Below are 24,187 nucleotides of genomic sequence, written 5' to 3'. Positions count from 1 at the left end.
CTGATCGAGAGTTTCCCATGCCTGTTCTTCCCTGGTCCGCCATCGATACCGTCCTGCTGGACATGGATGGCACTCTGCTCGACCTGCACTACGACAACCGTTTCTGGCTGGACCACCTGCCGCAGCGCTACGCCGAACTGCACGGGGTGAGCCGGGCCATGGCGGAACTGGAGCTGCAACCGCTGTTCGAGCGCAACGCTGGCACGCTCAACTGGTACTGCCTGGACTTCTGGAGCCGCGAGCTGAATCTGCCAATTCGCGAGCTCAAACGTGAAATCGCCGACCTGATCGCCCTGCGCCCCGATGCCGATACTTTCCTCGCTGCCATCCACAACGCGGGCAAACGGGTGGTGATGATTACCAATGCCCACCGCGACTCGCTGTCGCTGAAGCTGGAACGGGTGGAACTGGCGCCCTACTTCGAGCGGCTGATCAGCTCCCATGATTATGGGTACCCGAAGGAAAGCCCGCAGTTCTGGGATGCGCTGCAGGCCGATATCGGCTTTGAGCCGGGCCGCAGCCTGTTTATCGATGACACCCTGGCGATTCTGCGCAGCGCGCGGCGGTTTGGCGTAAAGCACCTATTGGCGGTGCGCCAGCCCGACAGCCAGGCGGCGCCGAGGGATACCCAGGAGTTCGCGGCGGTGGAGGATTACCGGGATTTACTGGCTGGGCTGTGAGGGCCCTATCGCCGGCAAGCCGGCTCCTACAGTTATTTGTGGAACATCTGTAGGAGCCGGCTTGCCGGCGATAGGGCCAGCACAGGTTAAGCGAATCTATCAGTCCGGAATCCGCAACACCTGTCCCGGGTAGATCTTGTCCGGATGCTTGAGCATCGGCTTGTTCGCCTCGAAAATCTTGTTGTACTGGTTGGCATCGCCATATTCGGCCTTGGAAATGGCACTCAACGTGTCACCCTTCTTCACCGTGACGAACCGCGCCGCCTGGGCCACAGGCCCGGTGACGGTGATCTGGTCCTCGACGCTGGCCACACCGCTGATATTGCCCGCCGCCAGAATGATCTTCTCTTTTTCCTCCTGGCTGGCCACTTCGCCCTTGAGGATGATCTTGTCGCCCTCTACAGTGGCGCTGATGTTCGGGTTGCCCAGGCCGACACTCTCCACGTGTTTCTTGAGCTGCTCCTCGGCGTTGGCGTTACCGGGGGTCAGCAGGTCGATCAACTTCTCGCCGGCTTCCTTCACGAAACTGAACAGGCTCATGACGCGCTCCTTGTTGATGAAACCTCGGAGCCAGGAGTCTAGGCCAGGATTGCCCCACCCGCCCCCATGCGACCAATCGACGCGGTCTATCAAGGCATAGACCCTAGCGATTAGACGCGGCCAGCCCGCGGGCCTAGGCTTGTGCTATCAAAAAGCCGTCGAATGCCAGCCCCGATGAACAGCAAGCCCCCGGTCTGCGCGGCCTCCACGCCCTTGTCCATGCCCGCCGCCAGCAACACCTACGACTACGTCCAGCTCGACGATGCCGAACGGGCCAGCACCCCGCTCGCCGAAGAAGTCGCCCTGGCCATCGCCTACAACGGTCTCAACCAGGCCGTGATGCTGGTCAGCCCCACCGACCTGGAAGACTTCGCAGTCGGCTTCAGCGTCGGCAGTGGCATCGTCGAAGGTACTGCGGAAATCTATGACCTCAAGCTCTCGGGCAGCGGCTCGGCCATGTATGCCGATATCGAGATTTCCAGCCGTGCGTTCTGGAACCTGAAGAACCAACGCCGCCAGTTGGCCGGCACCAGCGGCTGCGGCCTGTGTGGGGTCGAAGCCCTTGAGCAGGCCTTGCCAGAGTTGGCCGAGCTGCCGGGCGCGCCCTTGCCGCCTGCTGCATGGCTGGTAGGCCTGCGCCAGCGCATCGACGCGTTCCAGCCCTTGGGCCAGCACTGCGGTGCAGTGCACGCAGCGCTGTTCATGGACCGCAACGGCGAACTGCTGCTCGGGCGCGAAGACATAGGCAGGCACAACGCCCTGGACAAGCTGATCGGCGCCCTGCTGCGCCAAAGCATCAGCACCGACGGCGGCCTGGCCATCGTCACCAGCCGCTGCAGCCTGGAACTGATCCAGAAAGTGCTGCGCGCCGGCATCCAGACCCTGGTCAGCCTCTCGGCGCCCACGGGCCTTGCCCTGCAATGGGCGCGCAAGCACAACCTCAACCTCATCCATCTGCCCAAACACAGCGCACCGCGGGTCTACAGCCCAGCGGCGGAGTCGTAACAGCCGTGACCTCGTACCAGCACCTTCCAGACAACGCCCCTGCCTCCACACCTCGCTACAAGCCCTACGACGGCCCCGCCGGGGGCTGGGGCGCGCTGCGCAGCGTAGCCAAGGCCTGGGTCGGCAGCGATAACGCGCTGAAGAACCTTCGCGCCCTGCTCAAGACCAACCAGAATGGCGGCTTCGACTGCCCTGGCTGCGCCTGGGGCGACTCGCCTGAAAGTGGCATGGTCAAGTTCTGCGAGAACGGCGCCAAAGCGGTCAACTGGGAAGCCACCAAGCGTCGGGTCGATGCAGCCTTTTTCGCACGCTACAGCGTGACCGCGTTGCTCGAGCAGAGCGACTACTGGCTTGAATATCAGGGCCGTCTGACCGAACCGATGGTGTACGACCCGGCCAGCGACCGTTACCAGCCCATCGCCTGGGATGCCGCCTTCGCCCTGATTGCCCGTGAGCTGAACGCCCTGCTCACCCCTGACCAGGCCGAGTTCTACACCTCGGGCCGGGCCAGCAACGAAGCGGCGTTCCTCTACCAGCTGTTCGTGCGCGCCTACGGCACCAACAATTTCCCCGACTGTTCGAACATGTGCCACGAGGCCAGCGGCGTGGCCCTGAGCCAGAGTGTCGGAGTCGGCAAGGGCACGGTCACCTTCGACGACTTCGAGCATGCCGATGCCATCTTCGTCTGGGGCCAGAACCCTGGCACCAACCACCCGCGCATGCTCGACCCCCTGCGCGATGCGGTCAAACGCGGCGCCCAGGTGGTGTGCGTCAACCCGCTCAAAGAGCGTGGTCTGGAGCGTTTCCAGCATCCACAGAACCCGCTGGAAATGCTGACCAACAGCGACCGTCCCACCAACACGGCCTTCTTCCGCCCGGCCTTGGGTGGCGACATGGCGATGCTGCGCGGTATGGCCAAGTTCGTCCTGCAGTGGGAGCGCGAAGCCCAGGCCAAGGGCGAGCCAGCTGTGTTCGACCATGCCTTCATCGCCGAGCACGGCCATGGCGTCGACGAGTATCTGGCGGCAGTGGATGCCACTTCCTGGGAGCATATCCAGGCCCAGTCCGGCCTTGAACTGGCCGACATCGAACTGGCGGCGCGCATGTACTGCCGCGGCAAGCGTGTGATCATGTGTTGGGCCATGGGCATCACCCAGCACCGCCATTCGGTGCCGACCATCCAGGAAATCGTCAACCTGCAGATGCTGCGCGGCAATATCGGTGCCCCGGGTGCCGGCCTGTGCCCCGTGCGTGGCCACAGCAACGTTCAGGGCGACCGCACCATGGGCATCAACGAACGTCCGCCAGTGGCGCTGCTGGACGCTATCGAAAAGCGCTTCAACTTCCGCGTGCCTCGCCACAACGGCCACAACACCGTCGAAGCGATCCACGCCATGCTCGATGGCCGGGCCAAGGTGTTCATCGGCCTGGGCGGCAACTTCGCCCAGGCCACGCCAGACACTGAACGTACCGCTCAGGCCCTGCGCAACTGCGAGCTGACCGTACACATCAGCACCAAGCTCAACCGCAGCCACCTGATTCATGGCAAGCAGGCCTTGATTCTGCCGTGCCTGGGCCGTACCGATATCGACCTTCAGGCCGACGGGCCGCAGGCGGTCACGGTGGAAGACTCGTTCAGCATGGTCCATGCCTCCAACGGCCAGCTCAAGCCTCTGTCGACCCAGATGCGCTCGGAACCCGCCGTGATCGCCGGCATCGCCGCTGCCACCCTGGGCAAACGCCCGGTGGACTGGCACTGGCTGGTGGCCGACTACGACCGCATCCGCAACCTGATCGGCGACACCATCGCAGGCTTCGGCGACTTCAACGAACGCCTGCGCCACCCCGGCGGTTTCTACCTGGGGAACAGCGCTGGCAGCCGTCAGTGGAAGACCAACACCGGCCGCGCCAACTTCAAGGCCAACCTGCTGCCAGACAGCCTGCTCGATGAGCGCGTCCGGGCCAGCGGCCAGTTGCCCGACCTGATCATGCAGTCGATGCGCTCGCACGACCAGTACAACACCACGATCTACGGCCTGGACGACCGCTACCGGGGCGTGCGCGGTCAACGGGAGGTGCTGTTCGCCAACGAGGCCGACATCATCCGCCTGGGCTTCCAGCCGGGGCAGAAAGTCGACATCGTCTCATTGTGGGGTGATGAACATGTGCGCCGTGTGCACGGGTTCACATTGCTGGCGTTCGATATCCCGGCGGGCCAGGCTGCGGCTTACTATCCCGAAGTGAACCCGCTGATTCCGCTGGAGAGCATCGGCGAGGGCAGCCATACACCGACCTCCAAGTTCGTCGCTATCAAGCTGGAGCGGGCACGCGATGATGGTCGGATTCTGTAGAAGCCGGCAGGCCTGATATCCCACCCGCAAAAACGAAAAAAGCCCTGTTCCGCAAGGATCAGGGCTTTGTCATAAAGGTCTCAGACACGCGAAAATCGAGAAAGTTTCAGCGAAAAAACAGTAACTTAGAGAATTGTGTACAAGTCGTGTTACTCGTCGGATTTTCGTTGCCAGCCGCGTCGCAGAGCCTCAAATTCGCCTCGTCATCCCTATGAGGCTTTCTCGATGAAGAAGTACTCCTCGATTCTGTTGTTGTCTTTCAGCTTGCTCAGCGGCGTTGCCATGGCAGGCGGCACCACCGAGGCCGGCATTGGCGGCGCATTGGGTGGGGTACTGGGCTCCGTGGTGGGCAACTCCATCGGCGGTAGCACCGGTGGCGCCATTGGCGCAGGTCTCGGCGGCGCCGCCGGCGGTGCCCTGGGCGCCGACAAGCGCCAGCGTGGTGAGGCCGCCATTGGCGGTGCGCTGGGCGCTGCGGGCGGTAACGTGGTAGGTCGCTCCGTGGGCGGTACCACCGGTAGCTACATTGGTGCGGCAGCCGGCGGTGGTGCCGGTGGCGCGCTGGGTAACTACATGGGTAACAAGGCCGATGACGACGAGCGTCATGACGACCGCCGCTACCGTCGTGGCTATGACGACGACCGCCGTCACTGGGACCGTGGCCACCACTACGGCCACCGCAAGCACAAGCGCCACTGGCGCGACTAATGCCTGAGGCTAACGCCTGGCAGCAAAAAGCCCCGCCCTCACCGGTGGGGCTTTTTTATGCCTGAGGGTCTAGCTGAAGGCCCGACAGAATGGTGTTCAGCACGTCTGGCAGCTGCACCGGACGGCCACTTTCGCGCTCGATGAACACCTGCACGACCGTGCCTGCCGCACAAGCGTCCGATTCCCCCGGACGGAACAGGGCCAGATGGTATTCCGCCGTGCTGCCCGCCAGACGCGTGATGCCCAGCCCCACCTCCAGCACATCCGGGAAACTCGGCAAGGCATAGAAGTCTGCCGACGAGCTGACCACGAAAGCCGCCAACTCGCCGTCACGCAGGTCCATATCGGCTTGCTCGACGAGAAACGCCTGGATGGCGGTCTCGAAGAAACCATGCACGGTGGCACCGGCTATATGACCGTTATGGTCGTTGTCCTGAGGGCGGGTGAGGATCGGGTGGAAGTGGGAGAAGGCAGTGCGCTGGGGTGATTCGATCATCGGACTGGCTCGTGTCGTCTCAATGGAGTCTATAAGTGAAACAGAAATTTCCAACTGCATAGTGACTTTACTGGCCACCACAGAAATCTCAGGCATGAAAAAGCCGCCCCAAAGGGCGGCTTCTTCATTGCAACCGGCTACAGCTTAGAGCTGCGGACCAGCGGCCTTGATGGCGTCAGACACGTCGAACTTCTTGAAGTTCTCGGTGAACAGCTTGGCCAGGCCCTTGGCGGCTTCGTCGTAGGCAGCTTTGTCAGCCCAGGTGTTACGCGGGTTGAGCAGCTCGGTCTCGACGCCTGGAACAAGCTTGGGCACGTCCAGGTTGATGATGTCCAGGTGCTCGGTCTCGGCACCGACCAGAGCGCCGCTCTGGATGGCAGAGATCACGCCGCGGGTAGTCGGGATGCTGAAGCGTTTGCCGACACCGTAGCCACCGCCAGTCCAGCCGGTGTTGACCAGGTAGACCTTGGAGCCGAAGGCGTTGATACGCTTGATCAGCAGCTCGGCGTATTCGCCAGCCGGACGCGGGAAGAACGGTGCGCCGAAGCAGGTGGAGAAAGTCGACTTGATGCCGCCGCCCGAACCCATTTCGGTGGAACCGACCAGCGCGGTGTAACCGGACAGGAAGTGGTAGGCAGCCTGCTCGTTGTTCAGGATCGAAACCGGAGGCAGAACACCAGTCAGGTCGCAGGTCAGGAAGATGACGGCGTTAGGCTCGCCACCCAGGTTGGCCTCGGAACGCTTGGCCACGTGCTCCAGCGGGTAGGCAGCGCGGCTGTTCTGGGTCAGGCTGACATCGGCGTAATCGGCGTGCTTGTTGGCGTCGAGAACGACGTTTTCCAGAACTGCGCCGTGCTTGATGGCTTTCCAGATGACCGGCTCGTTCTTCTCGGACAGGTCGATGCACTTGGCGTAGCAGCCGCCTTCCATGTTGAAGACGACACCTTCGCCCCAACCGTGCTCGTCGTCACCGATCAGGTAACGGCTCTCGTCAGCGGACAGGGTGGTCTTGCCAGTGCCGGACAGGCCGAAGAACAGGGTCACGTCGCCCTCTTCGCCGATGTTGGCAGCGCAGTGCATCGGCAGCACGTCGGCGGCCGGCAGCAGGAAGTTCTGCACCGAGAACATGGCTTTCTTCATTTCACCGGCGTAACGCATGCCAGCGATCAGGACCTTCTTGGCGGCGAAGTTGATGATCACGCAGCCGTCGGAGTTGGTGCCGTCACGCTCTGGCTCGCAAACGAAATTGGCGACGTTGAGGATCTGCCACTGATCGCGACCGGCCGGGTTGAACTGCTCAGGGTTGATGAACAGGCAACGACCGAACAGGTTCTGCCAGGCAGTCTGGGTGGTCATCTTGACCGGCAGGTAGTGCTCGGCCGCGGCCCCTACGTGAACGTAGGAAACGAAGTGGTCCTGGGCGTTGTTGAACGCCTCTACGCGGTCCCACAGGGCATCGAACTTGTCGGCCGGGAACTTGCGGTTGATCGGGCCCCAGGCGATAGCGTCCTGGGTGGAAGGTTCTTCGACGATGAAACGGTCAGCCGGCGAACGGCCAGTGCGGTGGCCAGTCTCGACTACCAGTGCGCCAGTATCGGCCAGCACGCCTTCACCGCGTTGCAGCGCTTCTTTTACCAGCTCATCGACGCTCAGGTCGGTGTACACGGTGTTATTGGCTTGCGTCATGAGATACCCCATCCGGCCCGAGGCCGAGTGCTCCAAACGTTTTGTAGTTGTCCGTTAAAAACTACTACAGCGAAAAAAGTGGCCGGATTATGCCAGAAACGCCCAAAAAAAGTAGGCCCCTCCTGTCAGAACTGCTCTTTTGCGCAATTAGACAGGAGATTTCACTACACTTAAGCGTTTCAGTGGCGAGTTTCTGACGCCGTGTCCGTACCACCACCAGCGAACAGTTGCGCGACATCGCTGGCATCGAAGAGATAGCGCTCGTTGCAGAACTGGCAATCGATCTCTACCTGCCCGCCGCATTCCTCTACCAGCTGCTTGGCGTCGTGCTCGCCAAGACTGACCAGCGCATTGCCGGAACGTTCGCGCGAGCAGCTGCATTTGAAGCGCAGCGGCTGGATATCGAACAGACGAACCGCGTCCTCGTGGTACAGGCGGTGCAGCATGGTTTCGTTGTCCAGGCCGAGCAGTTCCTCGTGCTTGACGGTGTTGGCCAGGGCCTTGACGTGAGCCCAGCTTTCCTCGCGCTCTTCGATGTCCTTGTGGATCTCGGCCGGCAGTTGCTGCACCAGCAGGCCGCGGACGCGCACGCCATCAGCGGCCAGGGTGATGCAGGTATTCACCTGCTGAGACATGACGAAGTAGTTGGTGAAGCACTCCGACAGGTCTTTGCCGTCCAGCTCGACAGTGCCCTGATAGCGCTGGCCGTTGGCCGGAATGATGGTCAACACCAGGTGGCCACCCGGCATCAGGTCGGCAAGCTTCGCGTCATCCTTGATCTGTTCGGCCTCGAAGCGCGCCAGGCCGCGGATGTCGTGGTCGCTGGTGTACTCGATGGCCAGCAGCGGCACAGGGCCCTGAGACTGCGCCTGGAGGACCAGCAACCCCTCGAACTTCAAAGTGCCGACCAGCAGCGCAGCGGCGGCCATCAGCTCGCCCAGCAAGTGTTGGACCGGCTGCGGGTACGTGTGCTTGGCCAGCACCTCGGCGTAGCTACGTTCCAGCGCGACCATCTCGCCGCGCACGTCGCGGTCGTCGAACAGGAAGCGTTGGGTGAAATCTGTATCTGGCAAGTCGCTCATGGTGGTCTGGCTATCTAAAAATGATGACAAAATAATTACACGGTGCTTCAAAACCCCGTGGCAGAGCGCTCGCAAGGCGCTCCGCTTCCTGTTGGCATATAGAGGTATTTTATGGACAATCGACCACTGTTCCAAGCAAGGTGGTCCTGGGGACCCCTGGCAGTGTTTACACTGCTGCCCATCGCCCTACTGTGTTTCTGGTTATGGCCCATTGGCCAGATCTTGTGCCTGACAGTCGACGAATGGCTGTTTCGCGGCCTGAATGCGCCGCTCGCGGATAACACCACCTGGCGTTACATCTGGACTGTCGGCAGCCTGCGCCCGTTCGACATCGTCGTCGGCCTGACCCTGCTGGCCCTGCTCATCCGTGGCAACTGGGTGTTCAAAGCCAGCCAGGTACGCGAAGCCTTCTTTGGCTTTCTCGTCACCCTGCTCCTCTTAGTGGTGATTCGCGCGCTGTTTTCCAAGTGGGTGGATGCAATGGGTTGGCAACACGATAGCCCATCGATGATGTTCGACAACGTCGTGCACCTCAAAGACTACTACCCGAACCTGGAAGCCAAATGGGAACTGAAGGACCGCTCCAGCAACAGTTTCCCGGGCGACCATGCCTCGGTGCTGTTGATCTGGGCGCTGTTCATGAGCCTGTTCAGCCGCCGACTGGTTCAGCATCTGGTGATCTGGGGCTTGGCGTTCCTGTTCATGATGCCGCGGCTGGTGGCCGGTGCGCATTGGGGCCAGGACGACTACATCGGCGGTTTGCTGATGGCGCTGCTGGCACTGGGCTGGAGCTACCATACGCCGCTGGCGGCCAAGGGTAGCGCAGCGTTGGTGCGCTGGACGGCGCCATTGTTCGGGCTACTGGAGCGGGTACCGCTCGTCGGGCGACTGACCGTAGTTCGCTAGAAGCCATCGCCGGCAAGTCGGCGCCTACAGGCATGCACCGGCCTCAAGGCCAGCGCGGTCCATGTGGGAGCCGGCTTACCGGCGATTCAGGCCACACGGTGTATGGCACCGGCTTCGCCGGTGATCGCCGGCAAGCCGGCTCCTACAGATTTCCGCTGATTCGTTGAGCGACCCCAGCTATTCAAAACTGCCATGTAACTGGTGAATCTGCCGCCGCTGCTTCTTGTTCGGCCGGCCATCGGTGGTCACACCCATCGCCCCCGCCTTGCGCATTTCGGCCGCCTGCTCTCGCCGCCGCAGGCTTTCGTCGGTTTCCTCGTACAACGTCTGCGCCTCAGGCGCCCCACGTCGCACTACCGACAGCGCCTTGACCACCACCGTGCGCTCGTCGAACCCCGTGCGCAGCACGAATTCGTCACCCACCCGCGGCTCCTTGCCGGGTTTGCAACGCTCGCCCCGGCAATGCACCTTGCCGCTTTCGATGGCCGCCTTGGCCAGGGCGCGGGTCTTGTAGAAACGCGCGGCCCACAACCATTTGTCGAGGCGTACCTTGTCGTCGTCTTCCGGCTTCTGAGCCATCCCGTTACCTCAAACTCTGTCTTTCACCGAACTGTACTACCTTCACTAACGGATGCAAAAAGTCCGCGCCGTGCTTACAGTTCACCACCTCATTCGCAGGGTGTGCTTAGTGAAGACATTTGACCATCTGACAGTGATCGGCCTGCGCGAGTGGGTCGCCCTGCCCGACCTCGGCGTCGCTGGCTTGCGCGCCAAGATCGACACCGGCGCCAGCACCTCCAGCCTGCACGCCACCGAAATCGAACCCTTCGAGCGCGAAGGCCAGCCTTGGGTGCGCTTCACCGCGCACCTGGGTTCGGTGGTGCAACTGCGTCACCGCCGCTGCGAGGCGCCGCTGGTGACCATGAAAACCATCAAAAGCTCCAATGGCCAGGCACAGACCCGCTACGTGATCCGCACATCACTGGCCCTGGGCGATGGCGTGTGGGAGGTCGAGTTCACCCTGGCCTGCCGCAAGAACATGCGTTATCGCCTGTTATTGGGCTCCAAGGCGCTCATCCATGGCCAGTTGGTGGTCAATCCGGGCCTCAAGTACGTACAAGACAAACCGGCCTTCCCGGCCACCCTTTCCCCTGTCACAGGTGCTGCATGAAGATCGCTGTGCTTTCGCGTAATCCGCGTCTGTATTCCACCCGCCGCCTGGTCGAAGCCGGCACCCAGCGTGGCCATGAAATGGTAGTGATCGATACCTTGCGGGCCTACATGAACATCGCCAGCCACAAGCCGCAGATCCACTACCGCGGCAAGCCGCTGGAAGGCTTCGACGCAGTCATTCCGCGCATTGGCGCCTCGGTGACCTTCTACGGCTGCGCGGTACTGCGCCAGTTCGAGATGATGGGCGTGTACCCGCTCAACGAGTCGGTCGCCATCGCCCGCTCGCGGGACAAGCTGCGCTCGTTGCAGCTGCTGTCGCGGCGCGGCATCGGCTTGCCGATCACCGGCTTTGCCCACTCGCCGGATGACATCCCCGACCTGATCCAGATGGTCAACGGCGCCCCGCTGGTGATCAAGGTGCTCGAAGGCACCCAAGGCATTGGCGTGGTGCTGTGCGAAACCACCAAGGCAGCCGAGTCGGTGATCGAGGCCTTCATGGGCCTGAAGCAGAACATCATGGTTCAGGAATACATCAAGGAAGCCGGTGGTGCGGATATCCGCTGCTTCGTGGTTGGCGACAAGGTGATCGCCTCGATGAAGCGCCAGGCCAAGCCTGGCGAGTTCCGCTCCAACCTGCATCGAGGTGGCGTCGCCAGCCTGATCAAGATCACGCCTGAAGAGCGCATGACGGCCATTCGCGCCGCCAAGGTCATGGGGCTGAGCGTGGCCGGCGTGGATATCCTGCGCTCCAACCACGGGCCACTGGTGATGGAAGTGAACTCTTCACCTGGCCTGGAGGGTATCGAGGTGACCACCGGCAAGAACGTGGCCGGGATGATCATCGAGCATCTGGAGAAAAATGGCGGGCCGAATCAGACCCGGACCAAGGGTAAGGGATGATGGTGTTTGAGCTGGCCTATTCGCGGCTAAAGCCGCTCCCACAACTACAGCGCAGAACTCAAGAGCTGCACAGTCCCTGTGGGAGCGGGTTTACCCGCGAATAGGCCGGCACAGCCCCTGAAAGATCAGACGGCATTACGCGGCAGCAACAATCCCAACGGCAGCCGCACCCGAGCTTCGATACCGCCGCCAGAGCGGTTACGCAGTTCCACATTCCCGCCATGCTGCGCCGCGATCCGCTTGACGATCGCCAGGCCCAACCCGGTGCCCTTGCCACCACGGGCACGGTCACCGCGAATGAACGGGTTGAAGATGGTCTCAAGCTCCGATTCGTCGATCCCTGCCCCACGGTCCAGCACGCTGAGCACCACATACGGCGCGCTTTCATCACCCGACACGTAGGCCGCTACCTCGACGCCTTTACCAGCATGGTGCAGCGCATTGCCAATCAGGTTGCCAAGCATGCGCTTGAGCGAAACCCGGCGCAGCGGGAACGGTGGAATCGGCTCCAGGCACAGGCGCACCCGCTCTTCAGGCTGGTTGTAGGGCGCGACCACCTCACGAACCAGATCGGCCAGGTCCACTTCCTCCACCGGCTCGTCGCGGCCATCGCGGATGAAGGCGAGGAACTGGTCCAGGATCGCGTCCATATCCTCGATGTCGCGCACCATGTCATCGGTCAGTTCACTGTCGTTGGCCATCAGCGATAACGACAGACGCAGGCGCGTGAGCGGCGTGCGCAGGTCGTGCGATACCCCCGCCAGCATCAGTTCGCGCTCGCGCCCGGCCTGTTCGACATCCTCGGCCATCTGGTTGAACGCACGGTACACCTCGGTCATCTCACTGGGCGTGTCGCTGATCGGCAAGCGCACGCTGCGCCCCTGGCCCAGTTGCCGAGCCGCAAACACCAGGCGCTTGAGCGGCTGGTTGAGCTGCCGCACGAAGATCCACGCCGATGCGGTGGACAACAGGCCGATGGCCAGGAACCAGCCCAGGACGTTCCAGATTTTCTGCCCGCGCAACGGGTGCGGGTACAGCGGCACCTTGAGCCAGCCAGGCCCCAGGCTTGGTGCATTGACCCACAGCGCCGGCGGTGCGTGCACGCGCAAGCGCACTTCGGTGTCTTCGCCCAACTCGGCCTGCATCTGGCGTTGGTAGATTTCGCTGTAAGGCCAATGCTGCTCACCCTCCGGCACACCGGAACCCGTCACCCGGATCAGGCCTGCCGCCTCGGCGATCTTGTCACGGTTTTCTTCATCCGCCGCCCAGTAGGCACGCAAGGTGAGCGCCACGCCGTGGCTGTACTGGCGGTCGACCAGCACGTCTTCGTTCATCAGCAGATAGACCAGGGTCAGCGCCTTGGAAAACAGGACGACGATCAGCACCAACCACAGGGTGCGGGCGAAGAAGCTTTGAGGAAACCAGAGAGGCGTTTTCATCGAGAACAACTACTGCACAGACAGACGCGAGGCAGGCTCGCCAACAATGCCGACCGTCGCAGACGAAAACAGGGCGACCCGTTCGGGTCGCCCTGTCGCGTCCTGGCAAGCCGGCAGGCCAACCATCATTTGCCGGCGTTTCCGTCCGGCACGAAGACATAGCCCACACCCCAGACCGTCTGGATATAACGCGGCTTGGACGGGTCTGGCTCGATCATGCGACGCAGGCGCGAGATCTGCACATCGATGGAGCGCTCCAGGGCATCCCACTCACGGCCACGGGCCAGGTTCATCAGCTTGTCGCGGGTCAGCGGCTCGCGGGCATGCATGACCAGGGCCTTGAGCACCGCGAACTCACCGGTGGTGAGCATGTGCACTTCATCACCACGCTTGAGCTCACGAGTGGCCAACGACAGCTCGTAGTCGCCGAAGGTGACCGACTCGTCCTCGCTACCCGGCGCACCCGGCACGCTTGGCGCCTGGCGGCGCAGCACGGCCTTGACCCGCGCCATCAGCTCGTCAGGGTTGAAAGGCTTGCCCAGATAATCGTCCGCTCCAAGCTCAAGCCCACGGATGCGGCTGAGCTCGTCGCCCTTGGCGGTGAGCATGATGATCGGGATCTGGTTGTTGGACTGGCGCAACCGCTTGCACGCGGACAGGCCATCTTCACCCGGCAGCATCAGGTCGAGCACCACCAGGTTGAACACTTCACGCGACAGCAGCCGGTCCATCTGTTCGGTGTTGGGCACTGCACGGGCGCGATAGCCCTTGCTGGTGAAGAAACGTTCCAGCAGGCTGCTCAGCCCCGGATCGTCATCGACGATGAGAATTTTTTCGCCTTCAGCGTTGTTTGCAGTGCCAGTCATGAATAACTCCTCTGATATCGCCGTGCATTATGGCGTAGCCATTGCTGCGCGTGCCGTGAGCATTGTTAGCAGATTTTTCCCACGGCGCCAGTTCCTGGCCTCGTCACACTGGCCGGGCGCCATCACCGCAAGCCGTCCACGATGGGTATAATGCGCGGCTTTCATCCTGTGTCGCCGGGCCTTGAGCCCCATCGCGGCCCCCAGCATTCACAATTGTCAGGTGGTTTACATGGACAGCATCAACAGCCGTATCGCCGAGGAACTGGGCGTACGCCCACAACAGGTCGAAGCGGCCGTGGGCCTGTTGGACGAAGGCTCGACCGTGCCCTTCATCGCCCGTTACCGCAAGGAAGTGACCGGCAGCCTCGACGACACGCAATTGCGCCACCTGGAAGAGCGCCTGCGTTACCTGCGCGAACTCGACGAGCGCCGCGCCAGCATCCTGTCCAGCATCGAGGAACAGGGCAAGCTGACCCCGGAACTGGCCCGTGAGATCAAGCTCGCCGACACCAAGACCCGCCTCGAAGACCTCTACCTGCCGTACAAGCAGAAACGCCGCACCAAGGGCCAGATCGCCCTGGAAGCCGGCCTGGGCGAGCTGGCCGACGGCCTGTTCAACGACCCGCAGCTGGCCCCGGAAACCGAGGCAGCGCGCTTCGTCAACGCCGAAAAGGGTGTGGCTGACGTCAAGGCTGCACTGGAAGGCGCCAAGTACATCCTCATGGAGCGCTTCGCCGAAGACGCCTCCCTGCTCGAAAAACTGCGCAACTTCCTCAAGCAGGAATCGGTGCTCAGCGCCCGCGTGGTGGCCGGCAAGGAAGAGGAAGGGGCCAAGTTCCGCGACTATTTCGCCCACGACGAACTGCTGCGCACTGCGCCGTCGCACCGCGCACTGGCCATTTTCCGTGGCCGTAACGAGGGCGTGCTGAGCGCCTCGCTGAAAGTCGGCGAAGAGTTGCCCGGCACCCTGCACCCGTGCGAGCTGATGATCGGCAACCACGTCGGCATCGAGAATCGTAGCCGCCCCGCCGACAAGTGGCTGGGTGAAGTGGTGCGCTGGACCTGGAAGGTGAAGCTGTACACCCACCTGGAAACCGACCTGTTCGGCGAGCTGCGCGATAACGCCGAAGGCGAAGCGATCAACGTGTTCGCCCACAACCTGCACGACCTGCTGCTGGCCGCCCCGGCCGGCCCGCGTGCCACCCTGGGCTTCGACCCGGGCCTGCGCACCGGCTGCAAGATCGCCGTGGTCGATGCCACCGGCAAGCTGCTGGACCACACCACGGTCTACCCGCACGCGCCGAAGAACGACTGGGACCGCACGATTTCGATCATGGCCGCCCTGTGCGCCAAGCACTCGGTGGAGCTGATCGCCATCGGCAACGGCACCGCCAGCCGCGAAAGCGACAAGCTGGTCGCGGAGCTGGTGAAGAAGTACCCAGCCCTGAAGATCACCAAGATCATGGTCTCCGAAGCTGGCGCTTCGGTGTACTCGGCATCGGAGCTGGCCGCCCGCGAATTCCCGGACCTGGACGTGTCGATCCGTGGCGCCGTGTCGATCGCTCGCCGCCTGCAGGACCCGCTGGCCGAGCTGGTGAAGATCGACCCGAAATCCATCGGTGTCGGCCAGTACCAGCACGATGTGTCTCAGGTGAAACTCGCTCGCGGCCTGGACGCCGTGGTCGAGGACTGCGTGAACGCCGTGGGCGTGGACGTCAACACCGCCTCGGTGGCGTTGCTGACCCGCATCTCCGGCCTGAACGCTACCCTGGCGCAGAACATCGTCGCCCACCGCGACGCCAACGGCCCGTTCGCCACCCGTGCTGCGCTGAAAAAGGTCAGCCGCCTGGGCGAGAAAACCTTCGAGCAGGCCGCCGGCTTCCTGCGCGTGATGAACGGCGACAACCCGCTGGACGCTTCCGCGGTGCACCCCGAGGCTTATCCGCTGGTGCAACGTATCGCTGCCGATACCGACCGCGACATTCGCTCGCTGATCGGCGACAGCGGCTTCCTCAAGCGCCTGGACCCGAAAAAGTTCACCGACGAAACCTTCGGTCTGCCGACTGTCACCGACATTCTGCAGGAGCTGGACAAGCCAGGCCGCGACCCGCGCCCTGAGTTCAAGACCGCCACTTTCCAGGACGGCGTCGAAGACCTCAAGGACCTCGAACCCGGCATGATCCTCGAAGGCGTGGTCACCAACGTCACCAACTTCGGTGCCTTCGTCGACATCGGCGTGCACCAGGACGGCCTGGTACATATCTCGGCGCTGTCGGAGAAGTTCGTCAAGGACCCGCGTGAAGCGGTCAAGGCCGGCGATGTGGTCAAGGTCAAGGTCATGGAAGTGGACATTCCGCGCAAACGCGTCGGCCTGTCCATGCGCATGAGCGACACCCCAGGCGAGAAGGTCGAAGGCAACCGTGGCGGCGGCAACCGTGGCAACGGTGGCAACCGCCAGCAGCAAGCCCCGCGCCAGCGTGAAACCGCTACCGCCGCACCGGCCAACAACGCCATGGCTGCGCTGTTCGCCAACGCCAAGCAGTTGAAGAAGAAGTGATGGACGTACCTCGCGAATACGTCGAGAGCGCCTTCAGCCAACTGCTGGGCTGCCGCCTGCAACGCCTGGACACAGGTGTTGCCGAGGTGGCCCTGGCCGTCGAGCCGCACCTGCGCAACCGTGGCCAGAAGCTGCACGGCGGGGCGATCTTCAGCCTGGTGGATATCGCCATGGGCCTGGCCTGTTCGGCCAGCCATGGCTTCGACCAGCAAAGCGTGACCATCGAATGCAAGATCAACTACCTGCGCGCCATCAGCGACGGTGAAGTGCTGTGCACTGCCCGTGTGCTGCACGCTGGCCGGCGCACACTGGTTGTCGACGCCGACGTAGTCCAAGGCGACAAACTGGTGGCGAAAGCCCAGGGAACCTTTGCGGTTCTCTAGCTCCACAGGCTGAATCTGCGGTATTTTCAGCAGTAATTGCCTTCCGAGGCCGCTTCACGCTCCATCGCAGGCTATCGCCAGCTCCCACCGCAAACCTTTGTGGGAGCTGGCGATAGCCTGCGATGGAGCGTGAAACGGCCCCGAGTCGGCGCTGGCACTGCCGAGAGCCCAGGCAAACCAGGCGACAACGCCAGTTCCTTTTCCAACTACCCTTGTAGACCGTCAACTCTACCCCCATATTGGGGCGACTGACGCGTGAAGGAATCCATCTTGAGCGACCTCCTCAACCGCCGCCTGAGCCTGCTCGGCGCCAATCTTCCCCTGCTCAAGCAGTGCCTGCACGGTATTGAGCGCGAATGCCTGCGCGTGACCGACGAAGGTCGCCTGGCCCAGACCCCACACCCGCAAGCCTTGGGTTCGGCGCTGACCAACGAGCAGATCACCACCGACTATTCCGAATCACTGCTGGAGTTCATCACTCCGGCCCTGGCCGACCCGGCCAAAGTGCTTGAAAGCCTCGAAGAGACCCACCGCTTCGTCTACAGCAAGCTGGGCGGTGAGTACCTGTGGAGCCCGTCGATGCCGTGCACCTTGCCGGCAGAAGAGGACATCCCGATCGCCGAGTACGGCACCTCGAATATCGGCAAGCTCAAGCATGTCTACCGCAAGGGTCTGGCCCTGCGTTACGGCCGCACCATGCAGTGCATCGCCGGTATCCACTACAACTTCTCCCTGCCCGAGGCCCTGTGGCCACTGCTGCGCGAAGCCGAGGGCGGCGAAGAAAGCGATCGCGACTACCAGTCTTCGGCCTATATCGCGTTGATCCGCAACTTCCGCCGCTACAGCTGGCTGCTGATGTACCTGTTCGGCGCCTCGCCGGCCCTGGACAAAGGCTTCCTGCGCGGCAATCCGCACCAGCTCGAAGAACTCGACGCAGAAACCCTGTACCTGCCGTACGCCACCAGCCTGCGCATGAGCGACCTGGGCTACCAGAGCAACGCCCAGGCGGGGCTGACGCCCTGCTACAACAACCTGGCCAGCTACACCGACAGCCTGCGCAAGGCGGTGGGCACGCCCTACCCGCCCTATGTCGAAGTCGGCACGCACGTCGACGGCGAATGGGTACAGCTGAACACCAACATCCTGCAGATCGAAAACGAGTACTACTCGAACATCCGCCCGAAACGCGTGACCTACACCGGTGAGCGGCCGATCCAGGCCCTGACCTCGCGTGGCGTGCAGTATGTCGAAGTGCGCTGCCTGGACATCAACCCGTTCCTGCCGGTCGGCATCGACCTCACCGAAGCGCGCTTCCTCGACGCGTTCCTGTTGTTCTGCGCCCTGGAAAACAGCCCGCAGCTGGACAACGGCGAATGCGGCCAGTGCACCAACAACTTCCTCACCGTGGTCAAGGAAGGCCGTCGCCCCGGCCTCGAACTGCGCCGTGATGGCCAGCCGATTGGGCTCAAGGAATGGGCCAGCGAACTGATCGGGCGTATCGGGCAATTGGCCGAACTGCTCGACCAGGCCAACGGCGGCGACGAGCACGCCAAGGCCCTGGCTGCCCAACAGGCCAAGGTCGACGACGCGTCGCTGACTCCTTCAGCCCAGGTGCTGGCCCGCATGACCGAACACGACGAAACTTTCGTCCAGTTCTCTCTGCGCCAGAGCCACCTGCACGCCGAAACCTTCCGCGAGCAACCACTGCCCACGGAGCGCCAGCAAGCCTTTGAAACCCTCGCCCGCAACTCGCTGGCCGAGCAGGCGCGCCTGGAGCAGCAAGAAGTCGGCGACTTCGACCTGTTCGTCGGCGCCTACCAGGCCAGCATCCTGGCGATCAGCAACTGATGAACCGCACCGCCACCCCGCGCAAGCCACGCGCGAGCAGCCAGGCCAGGATCGAAGCGATCCTGGCGGCAGCACGCGAGCTGCTGGCCGAGCAAGGGGTGGCGGGGTTATCCATCTACAGCGTGGCCGAGCGGGCGCAGATTCCGCCGTCCTCGGTGTACCACTTCTTCGCCAGCGTTCCGGCGTTGCTCGAAGCACTGACCGCCGATGTGCACCGGGCCTTCCGCGAAGCGCTGAGTGCACCTATCGACAGCTCCGCGTTCAGCACCTGGCATGAGCTGTCGCGGCTGATCGAAGAGCGCATGCTCGACATCTACAACGAAGACGCCGCGGCACGTCAGTTGATTCTGGCGCAGCATGGCCTGAGCGAAGTGGTGCAAGCTGACCGCCAGCACGACATGGAACTGGGCGAGCTGATGCACAAGCTGTTCGACCAGCACTTCCAACTGCCGGTGATGCCTGTGGATGTGGATGTGTTTGCCTTGGCCATGGAGCTGAGCGACCGGGTGTATGCGCGGTCGGTGCAGTTGCATGAAGCGATTACCCCGCGCATGGCCGAGGAAGGCAAGCGGGTGTTCGAGGCATATCTGGGGCTTTATCTGCCGCCGTTTCTGAGCAAGCGCTGAAGATCGATTCTGGCCTCATCGCTGGCAAGCCAGCTCCCACAGGTCCCGCAGCTATCTCAAGATGGTCGCGGTCCATGTGGGAGCTGGCTTGCCGGTGATGGCGTTTGTGGCATCACAGCTTGGCGATGGACACTTCAGTCGACTTCACGAAGGCAATCACCTCACTGCCCACCTGAAGCTCCAGCTCCTTCACAGAACGGGTGGTGATCACCGAAGTGACAATGCCCGAAGCGGTCTGCACGTCGATTTCCGACAATACCGGGCCTTCGAGGATTTCTTTGACGGTGCCTTTGAACTGGTTGCGAACGTTGATGGCTTTGATAGTCATGGCTTGATTCCTTTTGCTGGCTTCAGGGGTTCAGTGGGCCCAACGCAACTGCGTGGGCAAAGGGGCTACAGGGTCCGGCTCGGGCGCTGCGCCTGGCACGGACAAAACACGGTTGAGCACTTCGCTTTCCAGCGCCGCCAGGCGGTGCGAACCACGCGCCCTGGGCCTTGGCAGGTCGACGATCAGGTCGAGACCGACCTCACCGTCCTCGATCAGGATCACTCGGTCGGCCACGGCAACCGCTTCGCTGACGTCGTGGGTCACCAGCAGCACGGTGAAGCCATGCTGGCGCCACAACCGCTCGATCAATTGCTGCATCTCGATCCGGGTCAGGGCATCCAGTGCGCCGAGCGGCTCATCCAACAACAGCAGGCGCGGCTGGTGGATCAGGGCACGGGCCAGGGCCACACGTTGTTTCTGGCCACCGGAGAGCGCAGCCGGCCATTCGTTGGCGCGATCGGCCAAGCCAACCGCCTCCAGGGCTTCCAGGGCCTTCGCCCGCCAGTCACCCGACAGGCCCAGGCCGACGTTGTCGATTACCTTCTTCCAGGGCAGCAGACGTGCGTCCTGGAACATCAGGCGGGTTTCCTCGCGGGCCTCGGCCAATGGCGCGGCACCGGCCAGCAGCTCACCCGCGGTAGGTTTGTCGAGGCCGGCCAGCAAGCGCAGCAAGGTGCTTTTGCCGCAGCCACTGCGGCCGACGATGGCGACGAACTGGCCTGCCGGGATGTGCAAGTCGATGCCACGCAACACTTCACGTTGGCCGAAGGTCTTGCGCAAACCGTTGGACGCCAGGGGGATGCCACGCAGCAGACGTGGCGGCTGTTCTTTGAGCACAGTCATGCGCCCTCCTTCTTCGCCGGCTGATAGGCCGGGTGCCAGCGCAGCCACACGCGCTCCAGACCACGGGCGGCCAGGTCGGCAAGCTTGCCGAGCACGGCGTACAGAACGATGGCCAGCACCACCACGTCGGTTTGCAGGAATTCGCGGGCGTTCATGGCCAGGTAACCGATGCCGGCATTCGCCGAGATGGTTTCTGCCACGATCAACGTCAGCCACATGAAGCCCAGGGCGAAACGCACGCCCACCAGGATCGAAGGCAGCGCACCCGGCAAGATCACCTGACGGAACAGGGCAAAGCCCGACAGGCCGTAGCTACGCGCCATCTCGACCAGCGCCGGGTCGACGTTGCGGATGCCGTGGTAGGTGTTCAGGTAGATCGGGAACAAGGTGCCGAGCGCGACCAGGAAAATCTTCGCCGACTCATCGATGCCAAACCACAGGATCACCAGCGGAATCAGCGCCAGGTGCGGTACGTTGCGGATCATCTGCACCGAGCTGTCGAGCAGGCGCTCGCCCCAGTTCGACAGGCCGGTGATGAAGCCCAGCACCAGGCCGATGCTGCCGCCGATCAAAAAGCCCAGCCCGGCACGCCAGCCACTGATAGCCAGGTGGGTCCAGATTTCACCGCTGCGCACCAGTTCGACACCGGCGCTGATCACCGCGCTGGGCGCTGGCAGGATGCGGGTCGACAGCCAGCCAGCGCTGACCGCCAGCTGCCAGACAGCCAGCAGCAGTACCGGCAGTGCCCAGGGCGCCAGGCGCTGCAACAGGTTGGAGGAGGTTGCACGACTCATTACCTGGCCCTCAGCTCTGCGCGACGGATTTGGGCAGGATGTCGTTGGCCACCATCTCGCCGAACGGGCTCACGTAGCCACCGCTGCTGGGTTGCTCAGGGCGCTGCACATCCAGGTGCGGGAACAGCAGCTCAGCCACACGGTAGGACTCTTCCAGGTGTGGATAACCCGAGAAGATGAAGGTATCGATGCCCAGTGCCGCGTATTCCTTGACCCGCGCAGCCACGGTCGGGCCATCGCCTACCAAGGCAGTCCCTGCGCCACCGCGCACCAGGCCGACGCCGGCCCAAAGGTTGGGGCTGACTTCCAGTTTGTCGCGGTTGCCGCCGTGCAGCGCAGCCATGCGTTGCTGGCCGACCGAGTCGAAACGCGCCAACGAAGCTTGAGCACGGGCGATGGTGTCGTCGTCCAGGTGCGAAATCAGCTTGTCGGCGGCGGCCCAGGCCTCTTCGTTGGTTTCCCGCACGATCACATGCAGGCGAATGCCAAAGCGTACTTCACGGCCTTGCGCGGCAGCCTTTTCACGTACCTGGGCGATTTTTTCGGCGACGGCGGCTGGTGGCTCGCCCCAGGTCAGGTACAACTCGACCTGCTCGGCGGCCAGGTCTTGGGCGGCATCAGAAGATCCACCGAAGTACAGCGGCGGACGCGGCTGCTGGATCGGCGGGTAAAGCAGCTTGGCGCCCTTCACCTGGATATGCTTGCCGTCGTAATCGACCGTTTCGCCTTCCAGCACCTTGCGCCAGATACGGGTGAACTCCACGGACGCTTCGTAGCGCTCCTGGTGGTTCAGATGCAGGCCATCACCAGCCAGCTCGTCTGGGTCGCCACCGGTCACCAGGTTGAACAGAGCGCGACCATTGGACAGGCGATCGAGGGTCGCTGCCTGGCGGGCGGCCACGGTGGGCGAAATGATGCCTGGGCGCAGGGCAACCAGGAACTTCAGGCGCTGGGTCACCGGAATCAGTGATGCCGCGACCAGCCAGGAGTCCTCGCAGGAACGCCCGGTAGGAATCAGCACACCACCGAAGCCAAGGCGGTCGGCGGCCTGGGCGATCTGCTGCAGGTAACCGTGGTCGACGGCACGGGCACCGTCGGAAGTGCCCAGGTACTTGCCGTCACCGTGGGTTGGGAGGAACCAGAAAATGTTAAGGCTCATTGGAGTTGTCTCCTCAAGGGTGGCTCATGCCGGCGCGGCGCCCCGGCGTGGCGAATGGTTCAAGGCGCGCTGGCGACCTTGGCCGGGGGTGTCCAGATCACGTCCTTGATGCTCAGCGGCTTGGGAATCAGCTTGAGCGCCTGGAAGGTGTCGGCAATCTTCTGCTGCGCGGCGACCACTTCCGGCGTCAGCGGCGCAGCCCCATAGCCTTGGCGCTTGACCGAGGTCAGGGTGATGTCGGCGGGCAAGCCCAGCAGCGGCGCGACCTGGTCGGTGACCTGCTGTGGGTTGGCCTGGGACCACTCACCCACGCTGCGCACTTCCTCGATCAGCGTGCTGATCACGGCGGGGTGTTGGGTCGCGTAATTGCGGGTGGCCAGGTAGAACTGGTGGTTGTCGACCAGGCCTTTGCCGTCACGCAGGGTGCGTGCCTGCAGCTGTTGCTCGGCGGCGGCCTGGTACGGGTCCCAGATCACCCAGGCATCGACGCTGCCACGCTCGAAGGCGGCGCGGGCGTCGGCAGGCGGCAGGTAGACCGGCTGGATATCGTTGTACTTCAGGCCGGCGTCTTCCAGGGCGCGGACCAGCAGGTAGTGAACGTTGGAGCCTTTGTTGAGGACGACTTTCTTGCCTTTGAGGTCCTTCACCGACTGGATCGACGACCCTTTCGGCACCAGGATCGCCTCGCTGTGCGGCGCTGGCGGCTCGTAAGCCACATAAAGCAGATCCGCGCCGGCCGCCTGGGCGAACACGGGCGGCGTTTCGCCCGTCACGCCAAAGTCGATCGAGCCGACGTTCAGCCCTTCGAGCAGCTGCGGGCCGCCGGGGAATTCGGTCCACTGTACCTGGATGCCCTGCTCGGCCAGGCGCTTTTCCAGCGAGCCCTTGGCCTTGAGCAGCACCAGGGTGCCGTACTTCTGGTAACCGATACGCAGGCTTTCAGCCTGGGCTTGAGTGATGGCGCCGAAGGACACAGCCGCCGCAAACAGGGCGACCAGACCACGACGCAAGAAGACTGTGCGCATGGCGCTCTCCTGTGCGAATGAGGTTCGGGTTGCACCTGCTTGCCTCGTTGACGGGCGAGTAAGGTGGAAAAACGGTACCGCGTGGTTGCCGGGTCAGATGCTCCAGCGAGCACTGATCAGGCGTTCGTTGAGTACGCCGGGGGCCACGGGCCGCGGCCGACGGGCCAGGGCAACGTGGAAGGTTTCCAGCGAGTCCAGCAGGCGCTCTTCCAGAGCAGGTACCAGCTGGGCGGGCTTGTTGCCCTCTGCATAACTGACCTGGCTGTCGTCGGCGAAGATCCCTTGCAGGGTCTCTTGCGCCTTGAGTGCCGACAGCACGGGCTTGAGTGCGTAATCCACCGCCAGCATGTGGGCGATGCTGCCGCCAGTGGCGATTGGCAACACGATCTTGTGTACCAGTGCACGTTCCGGCAGCAGGTCGAGCAAGGTCTTCAGGGCACCGGCGAACGACGCTTTGTACACCGGGGTAGCGACCACCAGGCCATCGGCCTGGGCCACCAGCTGCTGGAAGTGCTGGACATGCGGGCTGTCGAAGCGCGCATGCAGCAGGTCCTCGGCTGGGAAGTCACGCACCTGGAAGTTCACCACTTCCACGCCACGGTCCTGCAGCCACTGGCGTGAACGCTCTAGCAGCACGCCGGAGCGTGAACGAGGACTGGGGCTACCACCGATAGAGACGACCAGCATTGGAGCGCTTCCTTGTGTTCTGTTGGGAGTGACATTAACAGCCGGCTTATATATCTAGAAATCATATTTTTTCATTTGGTTATTCCTTAAATAGATAACCAAATT

Annotated in this window: 24 protein-coding genes; 11 read left to right on the top strand and 13 right to left on the bottom strand. The window is 62.9% G+C overall.

Annotated features, from left to right (window positions below):
- Positions 1–17: 17 nt before the first annotated feature.
- The gene (gene yrfG / locus PspTeo4_RS22715; RefSeq protein ID WP_322366092.1) at positions 18–680 is read left to right on the top strand and encodes a GMP/IMP nucleotidase; all 663 of its coding nucleotides are present in this window, start codon (positions 18–20) and stop codon (positions 678–680) included.
- Positions 681–779: 99 nt separating this feature from the next.
- Here the strand turns inward: yrfG and lysM are convergent, their stop codons facing one another.
- Positions 780–1,220 (bottom strand): peptidoglycan-binding protein LysM, encoded by a 441-nt coding sequence (gene lysM, locus PspTeo4_RS22710; RefSeq protein ID WP_322366091.1) that lies wholly within the window; start codon positions 1,218–1,220, stop codon positions 780–782.
- Positions 1,221–1,394: 174 nt separating this feature from the next.
- On the opposite strand from lysM, the gene fdhD reads away from it, so the two are divergent.
- The 3 genes from fdhD (at position 1,395) to PspTeo4_RS22695 (ending at position 5,284) form a co-directional block, all read left to right on the top strand.
- Complete coding sequence (gene fdhD / locus PspTeo4_RS22705; RefSeq protein WP_322366090.1) at positions 1,395–2,225, top strand: formate dehydrogenase accessory sulfurtransferase FdhD; 831 nt, start codon at positions 1,395–1,397, stop codon at positions 2,223–2,225.
- A gap of 5 nt (positions 2,226–2,230) precedes the next feature.
- Positions 2,231–4,576, top strand: a complete 2,346-nt coding sequence (locus PspTeo4_RS22700) for an FdhF/YdeP family oxidoreductase (protein WP_322366089.1) — start codon at positions 2,231–2,233, stop codon at positions 4,574–4,576.
- Positions 4,577–4,801: 225 nt separating this feature from the next.
- Positions 4,802–5,284, top strand: coding sequence for a glycine zipper domain-containing protein (locus tag PspTeo4_RS22695; RefSeq protein WP_322366088.1), 483 nt, complete (start codon positions 4,802–4,804; stop codon positions 5,282–5,284).
- Positions 5,285–5,339: 55 nt separating this feature from the next.
- Here PspTeo4_RS22695 and PspTeo4_RS22690 read toward each other — a convergent pair whose 3' ends face one another.
- The 3 genes from PspTeo4_RS22690 to hslO all read right to left on the bottom strand — a co-directional run bounded on the left by PspTeo4_RS22690 (position 5,340) and on the right by hslO (position 8,548).
- Entirely contained in the window at positions 5,340–5,780 is a 441-nt protein-coding gene (locus PspTeo4_RS22690; RefSeq protein ID WP_322366087.1) for a thioesterase family protein, read from the bottom strand.
- 144 nt (positions 5,781–5,924) lie between these two features.
- A complete protein-coding gene (locus PspTeo4_RS22685; RefSeq protein WP_322366086.1) occupies positions 5,925–7,466 on the bottom strand; it encodes a phosphoenolpyruvate carboxykinase in 1,542 nt (513 codons plus the stop codon).
- Between the two features lie 179 nt (positions 7,467–7,645).
- On the bottom strand, positions 7,646–8,548 hold the full coding sequence (hslO, locus tag PspTeo4_RS22680) for an Hsp33 family molecular chaperone HslO (RefSeq protein WP_322366085.1): 903 nt from the start codon (positions 8,546–8,548) through the stop codon (positions 7,646–7,648).
- Positions 8,549–8,659: 111 nt separating this feature from the next.
- On the opposite strand from hslO, the gene PspTeo4_RS22675 reads away from it, so the two are divergent.
- The gene (locus tag PspTeo4_RS22675) at positions 8,660–9,454 is read left to right on the top strand and encodes a phosphatase PAP2 family protein (protein ID WP_322366084.1); all 795 of its coding nucleotides are present in this window, start codon (positions 8,660–8,662) and stop codon (positions 9,452–9,454) included.
- 177 nt (positions 9,455–9,631) lie between these two features.
- Here PspTeo4_RS22675 and PspTeo4_RS22670 read toward each other — a convergent pair whose 3' ends face one another.
- Positions 9,632–10,033: an RNA-binding S4 domain-containing protein gene (locus PspTeo4_RS22670; protein WP_322366083.1), complete on the bottom strand. Its 402-nt coding sequence runs from the start codon at positions 10,031–10,033 to the stop codon at positions 9,632–9,634.
- Between the two features lie 109 nt (positions 10,034–10,142).
- On the opposite strand from PspTeo4_RS22670, the gene PspTeo4_RS22665 reads away from it, so the two are divergent.
- Together PspTeo4_RS22665 and rimK are read left to right on the top strand one after the other, a co-directional pair.
- A complete protein-coding gene (locus PspTeo4_RS22665; RefSeq protein WP_322366082.1) occupies positions 10,143–10,625 on the top strand; it encodes an ATP-dependent zinc protease in 483 nt (160 codons plus the stop codon).
- Positions 10,622–11,527 (top strand): 30S ribosomal protein S6--L-glutamate ligase, encoded by a 906-nt coding sequence (rimK, locus tag PspTeo4_RS22660; RefSeq protein ID WP_015268602.1) that lies wholly within the window; start codon positions 10,622–10,624, stop codon positions 11,525–11,527. The genes PspTeo4_RS22665 and rimK overlap by 4 nt, the downstream gene beginning before the upstream one ends.
- 125 nt (positions 11,528–11,652) lie before the next feature.
- Here rimK and PspTeo4_RS22655 read toward each other — a convergent pair whose 3' ends face one another.
- Positions 11,653–12,966 carry an ATP-binding protein gene (locus tag PspTeo4_RS22655; protein ID WP_023382894.1) on the bottom strand — a complete coding sequence of 438 codons (1,314 nt, stop codon included), beginning with the start codon at positions 12,964–12,966 and terminating at the stop codon, positions 11,653–11,655.
- Positions 12,967–13,091: 125 nt separating this feature from the next.
- A complete protein-coding gene (gene ompR, locus PspTeo4_RS22650; RefSeq protein WP_322366081.1) occupies positions 13,092–13,832 on the bottom strand; it encodes a two-component system response regulator OmpR in 741 nt (246 codons plus the stop codon).
- A gap of 229 nt (positions 13,833–14,061) precedes the next feature.
- On the opposite strand from ompR, the gene PspTeo4_RS22645 reads away from it, so the two are divergent.
- The 4 genes from PspTeo4_RS22645 (at position 14,062) to PspTeo4_RS22630 (ending at position 19,246) form a co-directional block, all read left to right on the top strand.
- On the top strand, positions 14,062–16,389 hold the full coding sequence (locus PspTeo4_RS22645) for a Tex family protein (protein WP_322366080.1): 2,328 nt from the start codon (positions 14,062–14,064) through the stop codon (positions 16,387–16,389).
- Positions 16,389–16,772 (top strand): PaaI family thioesterase, encoded by a 384-nt coding sequence (locus tag PspTeo4_RS22640; RefSeq protein ID WP_322366079.1) that lies wholly within the window; start codon positions 16,389–16,391, stop codon positions 16,770–16,772. The genes PspTeo4_RS22645 and PspTeo4_RS22640 overlap by 1 nt, the downstream gene beginning before the upstream one ends.
- A 270-nt stretch (positions 16,773–17,042) precedes the next feature.
- Positions 17,043–18,620 carry a glutamate--cysteine ligase gene (gene gshA / locus PspTeo4_RS22635; RefSeq protein WP_322366078.1) on the top strand — a complete coding sequence of 526 codons (1,578 nt, stop codon included), beginning with the start codon at positions 17,043–17,045 and terminating at the stop codon, positions 18,618–18,620.
- Positions 18,620–19,246 carry a TetR/AcrR family transcriptional regulator gene (locus tag PspTeo4_RS22630; RefSeq protein WP_322366077.1) on the top strand — a complete coding sequence of 209 codons (627 nt, stop codon included), beginning with the start codon at positions 18,620–18,622 and terminating at the stop codon, positions 19,244–19,246. The genes gshA and PspTeo4_RS22630 overlap by 1 nt, the downstream gene beginning before the upstream one ends.
- Positions 19,247–19,358: 112 nt before the next feature.
- Here PspTeo4_RS22630 and PspTeo4_RS22625 read toward each other — a convergent pair whose 3' ends face one another.
- The 6 genes from PspTeo4_RS22625 to ssuE all read right to left on the bottom strand — a co-directional run bounded on the left by PspTeo4_RS22625 (position 19,359) and on the right by ssuE (position 24,082).
- Positions 19,359–19,574, bottom strand: a complete 216-nt coding sequence (locus PspTeo4_RS22625; protein WP_008095172.1) for a TOBE domain-containing protein — start codon at positions 19,572–19,574, stop codon at positions 19,359–19,361.
- A gap of 30 nt (positions 19,575–19,604) precedes the next feature.
- Entirely contained in the window at positions 19,605–20,417 is an 813-nt protein-coding gene (ssuB, locus tag PspTeo4_RS22620; RefSeq protein ID WP_322366076.1) for an aliphatic sulfonates ABC transporter ATP-binding protein, read from the bottom strand.
- A complete protein-coding gene (gene ssuC, locus PspTeo4_RS22615) occupies positions 20,414–21,211 on the bottom strand; it encodes an aliphatic sulfonate ABC transporter permease SsuC (protein ID WP_322366075.1) in 798 nt (265 codons plus the stop codon). The genes ssuB and ssuC overlap by 4 nt, the downstream gene beginning before the upstream one ends.
- A gap of 10 nt (positions 21,212–21,221) precedes the next feature.
- Positions 21,222–22,370 carry an FMNH2-dependent alkanesulfonate monooxygenase gene (gene ssuD, locus PspTeo4_RS22610; RefSeq protein WP_322366074.1) on the bottom strand — a complete coding sequence of 383 codons (1,149 nt, stop codon included), beginning with the start codon at positions 22,368–22,370 and terminating at the stop codon, positions 21,222–21,224.
- 59 nt (positions 22,371–22,429) lie between these two features.
- On the bottom strand, positions 22,430–23,395 hold the full coding sequence (locus PspTeo4_RS22605; protein ID WP_322366073.1) for a sulfonate ABC transporter substrate-binding protein: 966 nt from the start codon (positions 23,393–23,395) through the stop codon (positions 22,430–22,432).
- Between the two features lie 93 nt (positions 23,396–23,488).
- Positions 23,489–24,082, bottom strand: a complete 594-nt coding sequence (ssuE, locus tag PspTeo4_RS22600) for an NADPH-dependent FMN reductase (protein ID WP_322366072.1) — start codon at positions 24,080–24,082, stop codon at positions 23,489–23,491.
- Between the last annotated feature and the right edge of the window lie 105 nt (positions 24,083–24,187).

It is taken from the genome of Pseudomonas sp. Teo4 (assembly GCF_034387475.1).
Taxonomy (GTDB): Bacteria; Pseudomonadota; Gammaproteobacteria; order Pseudomonadales; family Pseudomonadaceae; genus Aquipseudomonas.
This window is presented reverse-complemented; position numbering and strand designations above follow the sequence as displayed.

What these genes read in the sequence shown, in the direction of transcription:
- PspTeo4_RS22670 (WP_322366083.1), bottom strand. Translation starts at nt 10,033, where the DNA reads ATGGCTCAGAAGCCGGAAGACGACGACAAGGTACGCCTCGACAAATGG.
- ssuC (WP_322366075.1), bottom strand. Translation starts at nt 21,211, where the DNA reads ATGAGTCGTGCAACCTCCTCCAACCTGTTGCAGCGCCTGGCGCCCTGG.
- hslO (WP_322366085.1), bottom strand. Translation starts at nt 8,548, where the DNA reads ATGAGCGACTTGCCAGATACAGATTTCACCCAACGCTTCCTGTTCGAC.
- yrfG (WP_322366092.1), top strand. Translation starts at nt 18, where the DNA reads ATGCCTGTTCTTCCCTGGTCCGCCATCGATACCGTCCTGCTGGACATG.
- PspTeo4_RS22645 (WP_322366080.1), top strand. Translation starts at nt 14,062, where the DNA reads ATGGACAGCATCAACAGCCGTATCGCCGAGGAACTGGGCGTACGCCCA.
- lysM (WP_322366091.1), bottom strand. Translation starts at nt 1,220, where the DNA reads ATGAGCCTGTTCAGTTTCGTGAAGGAAGCCGGCGAGAAGTTGATCGAC.
- ssuD (WP_322366074.1), bottom strand. Translation starts at nt 22,370, where the DNA reads ATGAGCCTTAACATTTTCTGGTTCCTCCCAACCCACGGTGACGGCAAG.
- PspTeo4_RS22655 (WP_023382894.1), bottom strand. Translation starts at nt 12,966, where the DNA reads ATGAAAACGCCTCTCTGGTTTCCTCAAAGCTTCTTCGCCCGCACCCTG.
- PspTeo4_RS22640 (WP_322366079.1), top strand. Translation starts at nt 16,389, where the DNA reads ATGGACGTACCTCGCGAATACGTCGAGAGCGCCTTCAGCCAACTGCTG.
- rimK (WP_015268602.1), top strand. Translation starts at nt 10,622, where the DNA reads ATGAAGATCGCTGTGCTTTCGCGTAATCCGCGTCTGTATTCCACCCGC.
- ssuB (WP_322366076.1), bottom strand. Translation starts at nt 20,417, where the DNA reads ATGACTGTGCTCAAAGAACAGCCGCCACGTCTGCTGCGTGGCATCCCC.
- PspTeo4_RS22605 (WP_322366073.1), bottom strand. Translation starts at nt 23,395, where the DNA reads ATGCGCACAGTCTTCTTGCGTCGTGGTCTGGTCGCCCTGTTTGCGGCG.
- PspTeo4_RS22675 (WP_322366084.1), top strand. Translation starts at nt 8,660, where the DNA reads ATGGACAATCGACCACTGTTCCAAGCAAGGTGGTCCTGGGGACCCCTG.
- PspTeo4_RS22630 (WP_322366077.1), top strand. Translation starts at nt 18,620, where the DNA reads ATGAACCGCACCGCCACCCCGCGCAAGCCACGCGCGAGCAGCCAGGCC.
- ompR (WP_322366081.1), bottom strand. Translation starts at nt 13,832, where the DNA reads ATGACTGGCACTGCAAACAACGCTGAAGGCGAAAAAATTCTCATCGTC.
- ssuE (WP_322366072.1), bottom strand. Translation starts at nt 24,082, where the DNA reads ATGCTGGTCGTCTCTATCGGTGGTAGCCCCAGTCCTCGTTCACGCTCC.
- PspTeo4_RS22690 (WP_322366087.1), bottom strand. Translation starts at nt 5,780, where the DNA reads ATGATCGAATCACCCCAGCGCACTGCCTTCTCCCACTTCCACCCGATC.
- PspTeo4_RS22685 (WP_322366086.1), bottom strand. Translation starts at nt 7,466, where the DNA reads ATGACGCAAGCCAATAACACCGTGTACACCGACCTGAGCGTCGATGAG.
- fdhD (WP_322366090.1), top strand. Translation starts at nt 1,395, where the DNA reads ATGAACAGCAAGCCCCCGGTCTGCGCGGCCTCCACGCCCTTGTCCATG.
- PspTeo4_RS22625 (WP_008095172.1), bottom strand. Translation starts at nt 19,574, where the DNA reads ATGACTATCAAAGCCATCAACGTTCGCAACCAGTTCAAAGGCACCGTC.
- PspTeo4_RS22695 (WP_322366088.1), top strand. Translation starts at nt 4,802, where the DNA reads ATGAAGAAGTACTCCTCGATTCTGTTGTTGTCTTTCAGCTTGCTCAGC.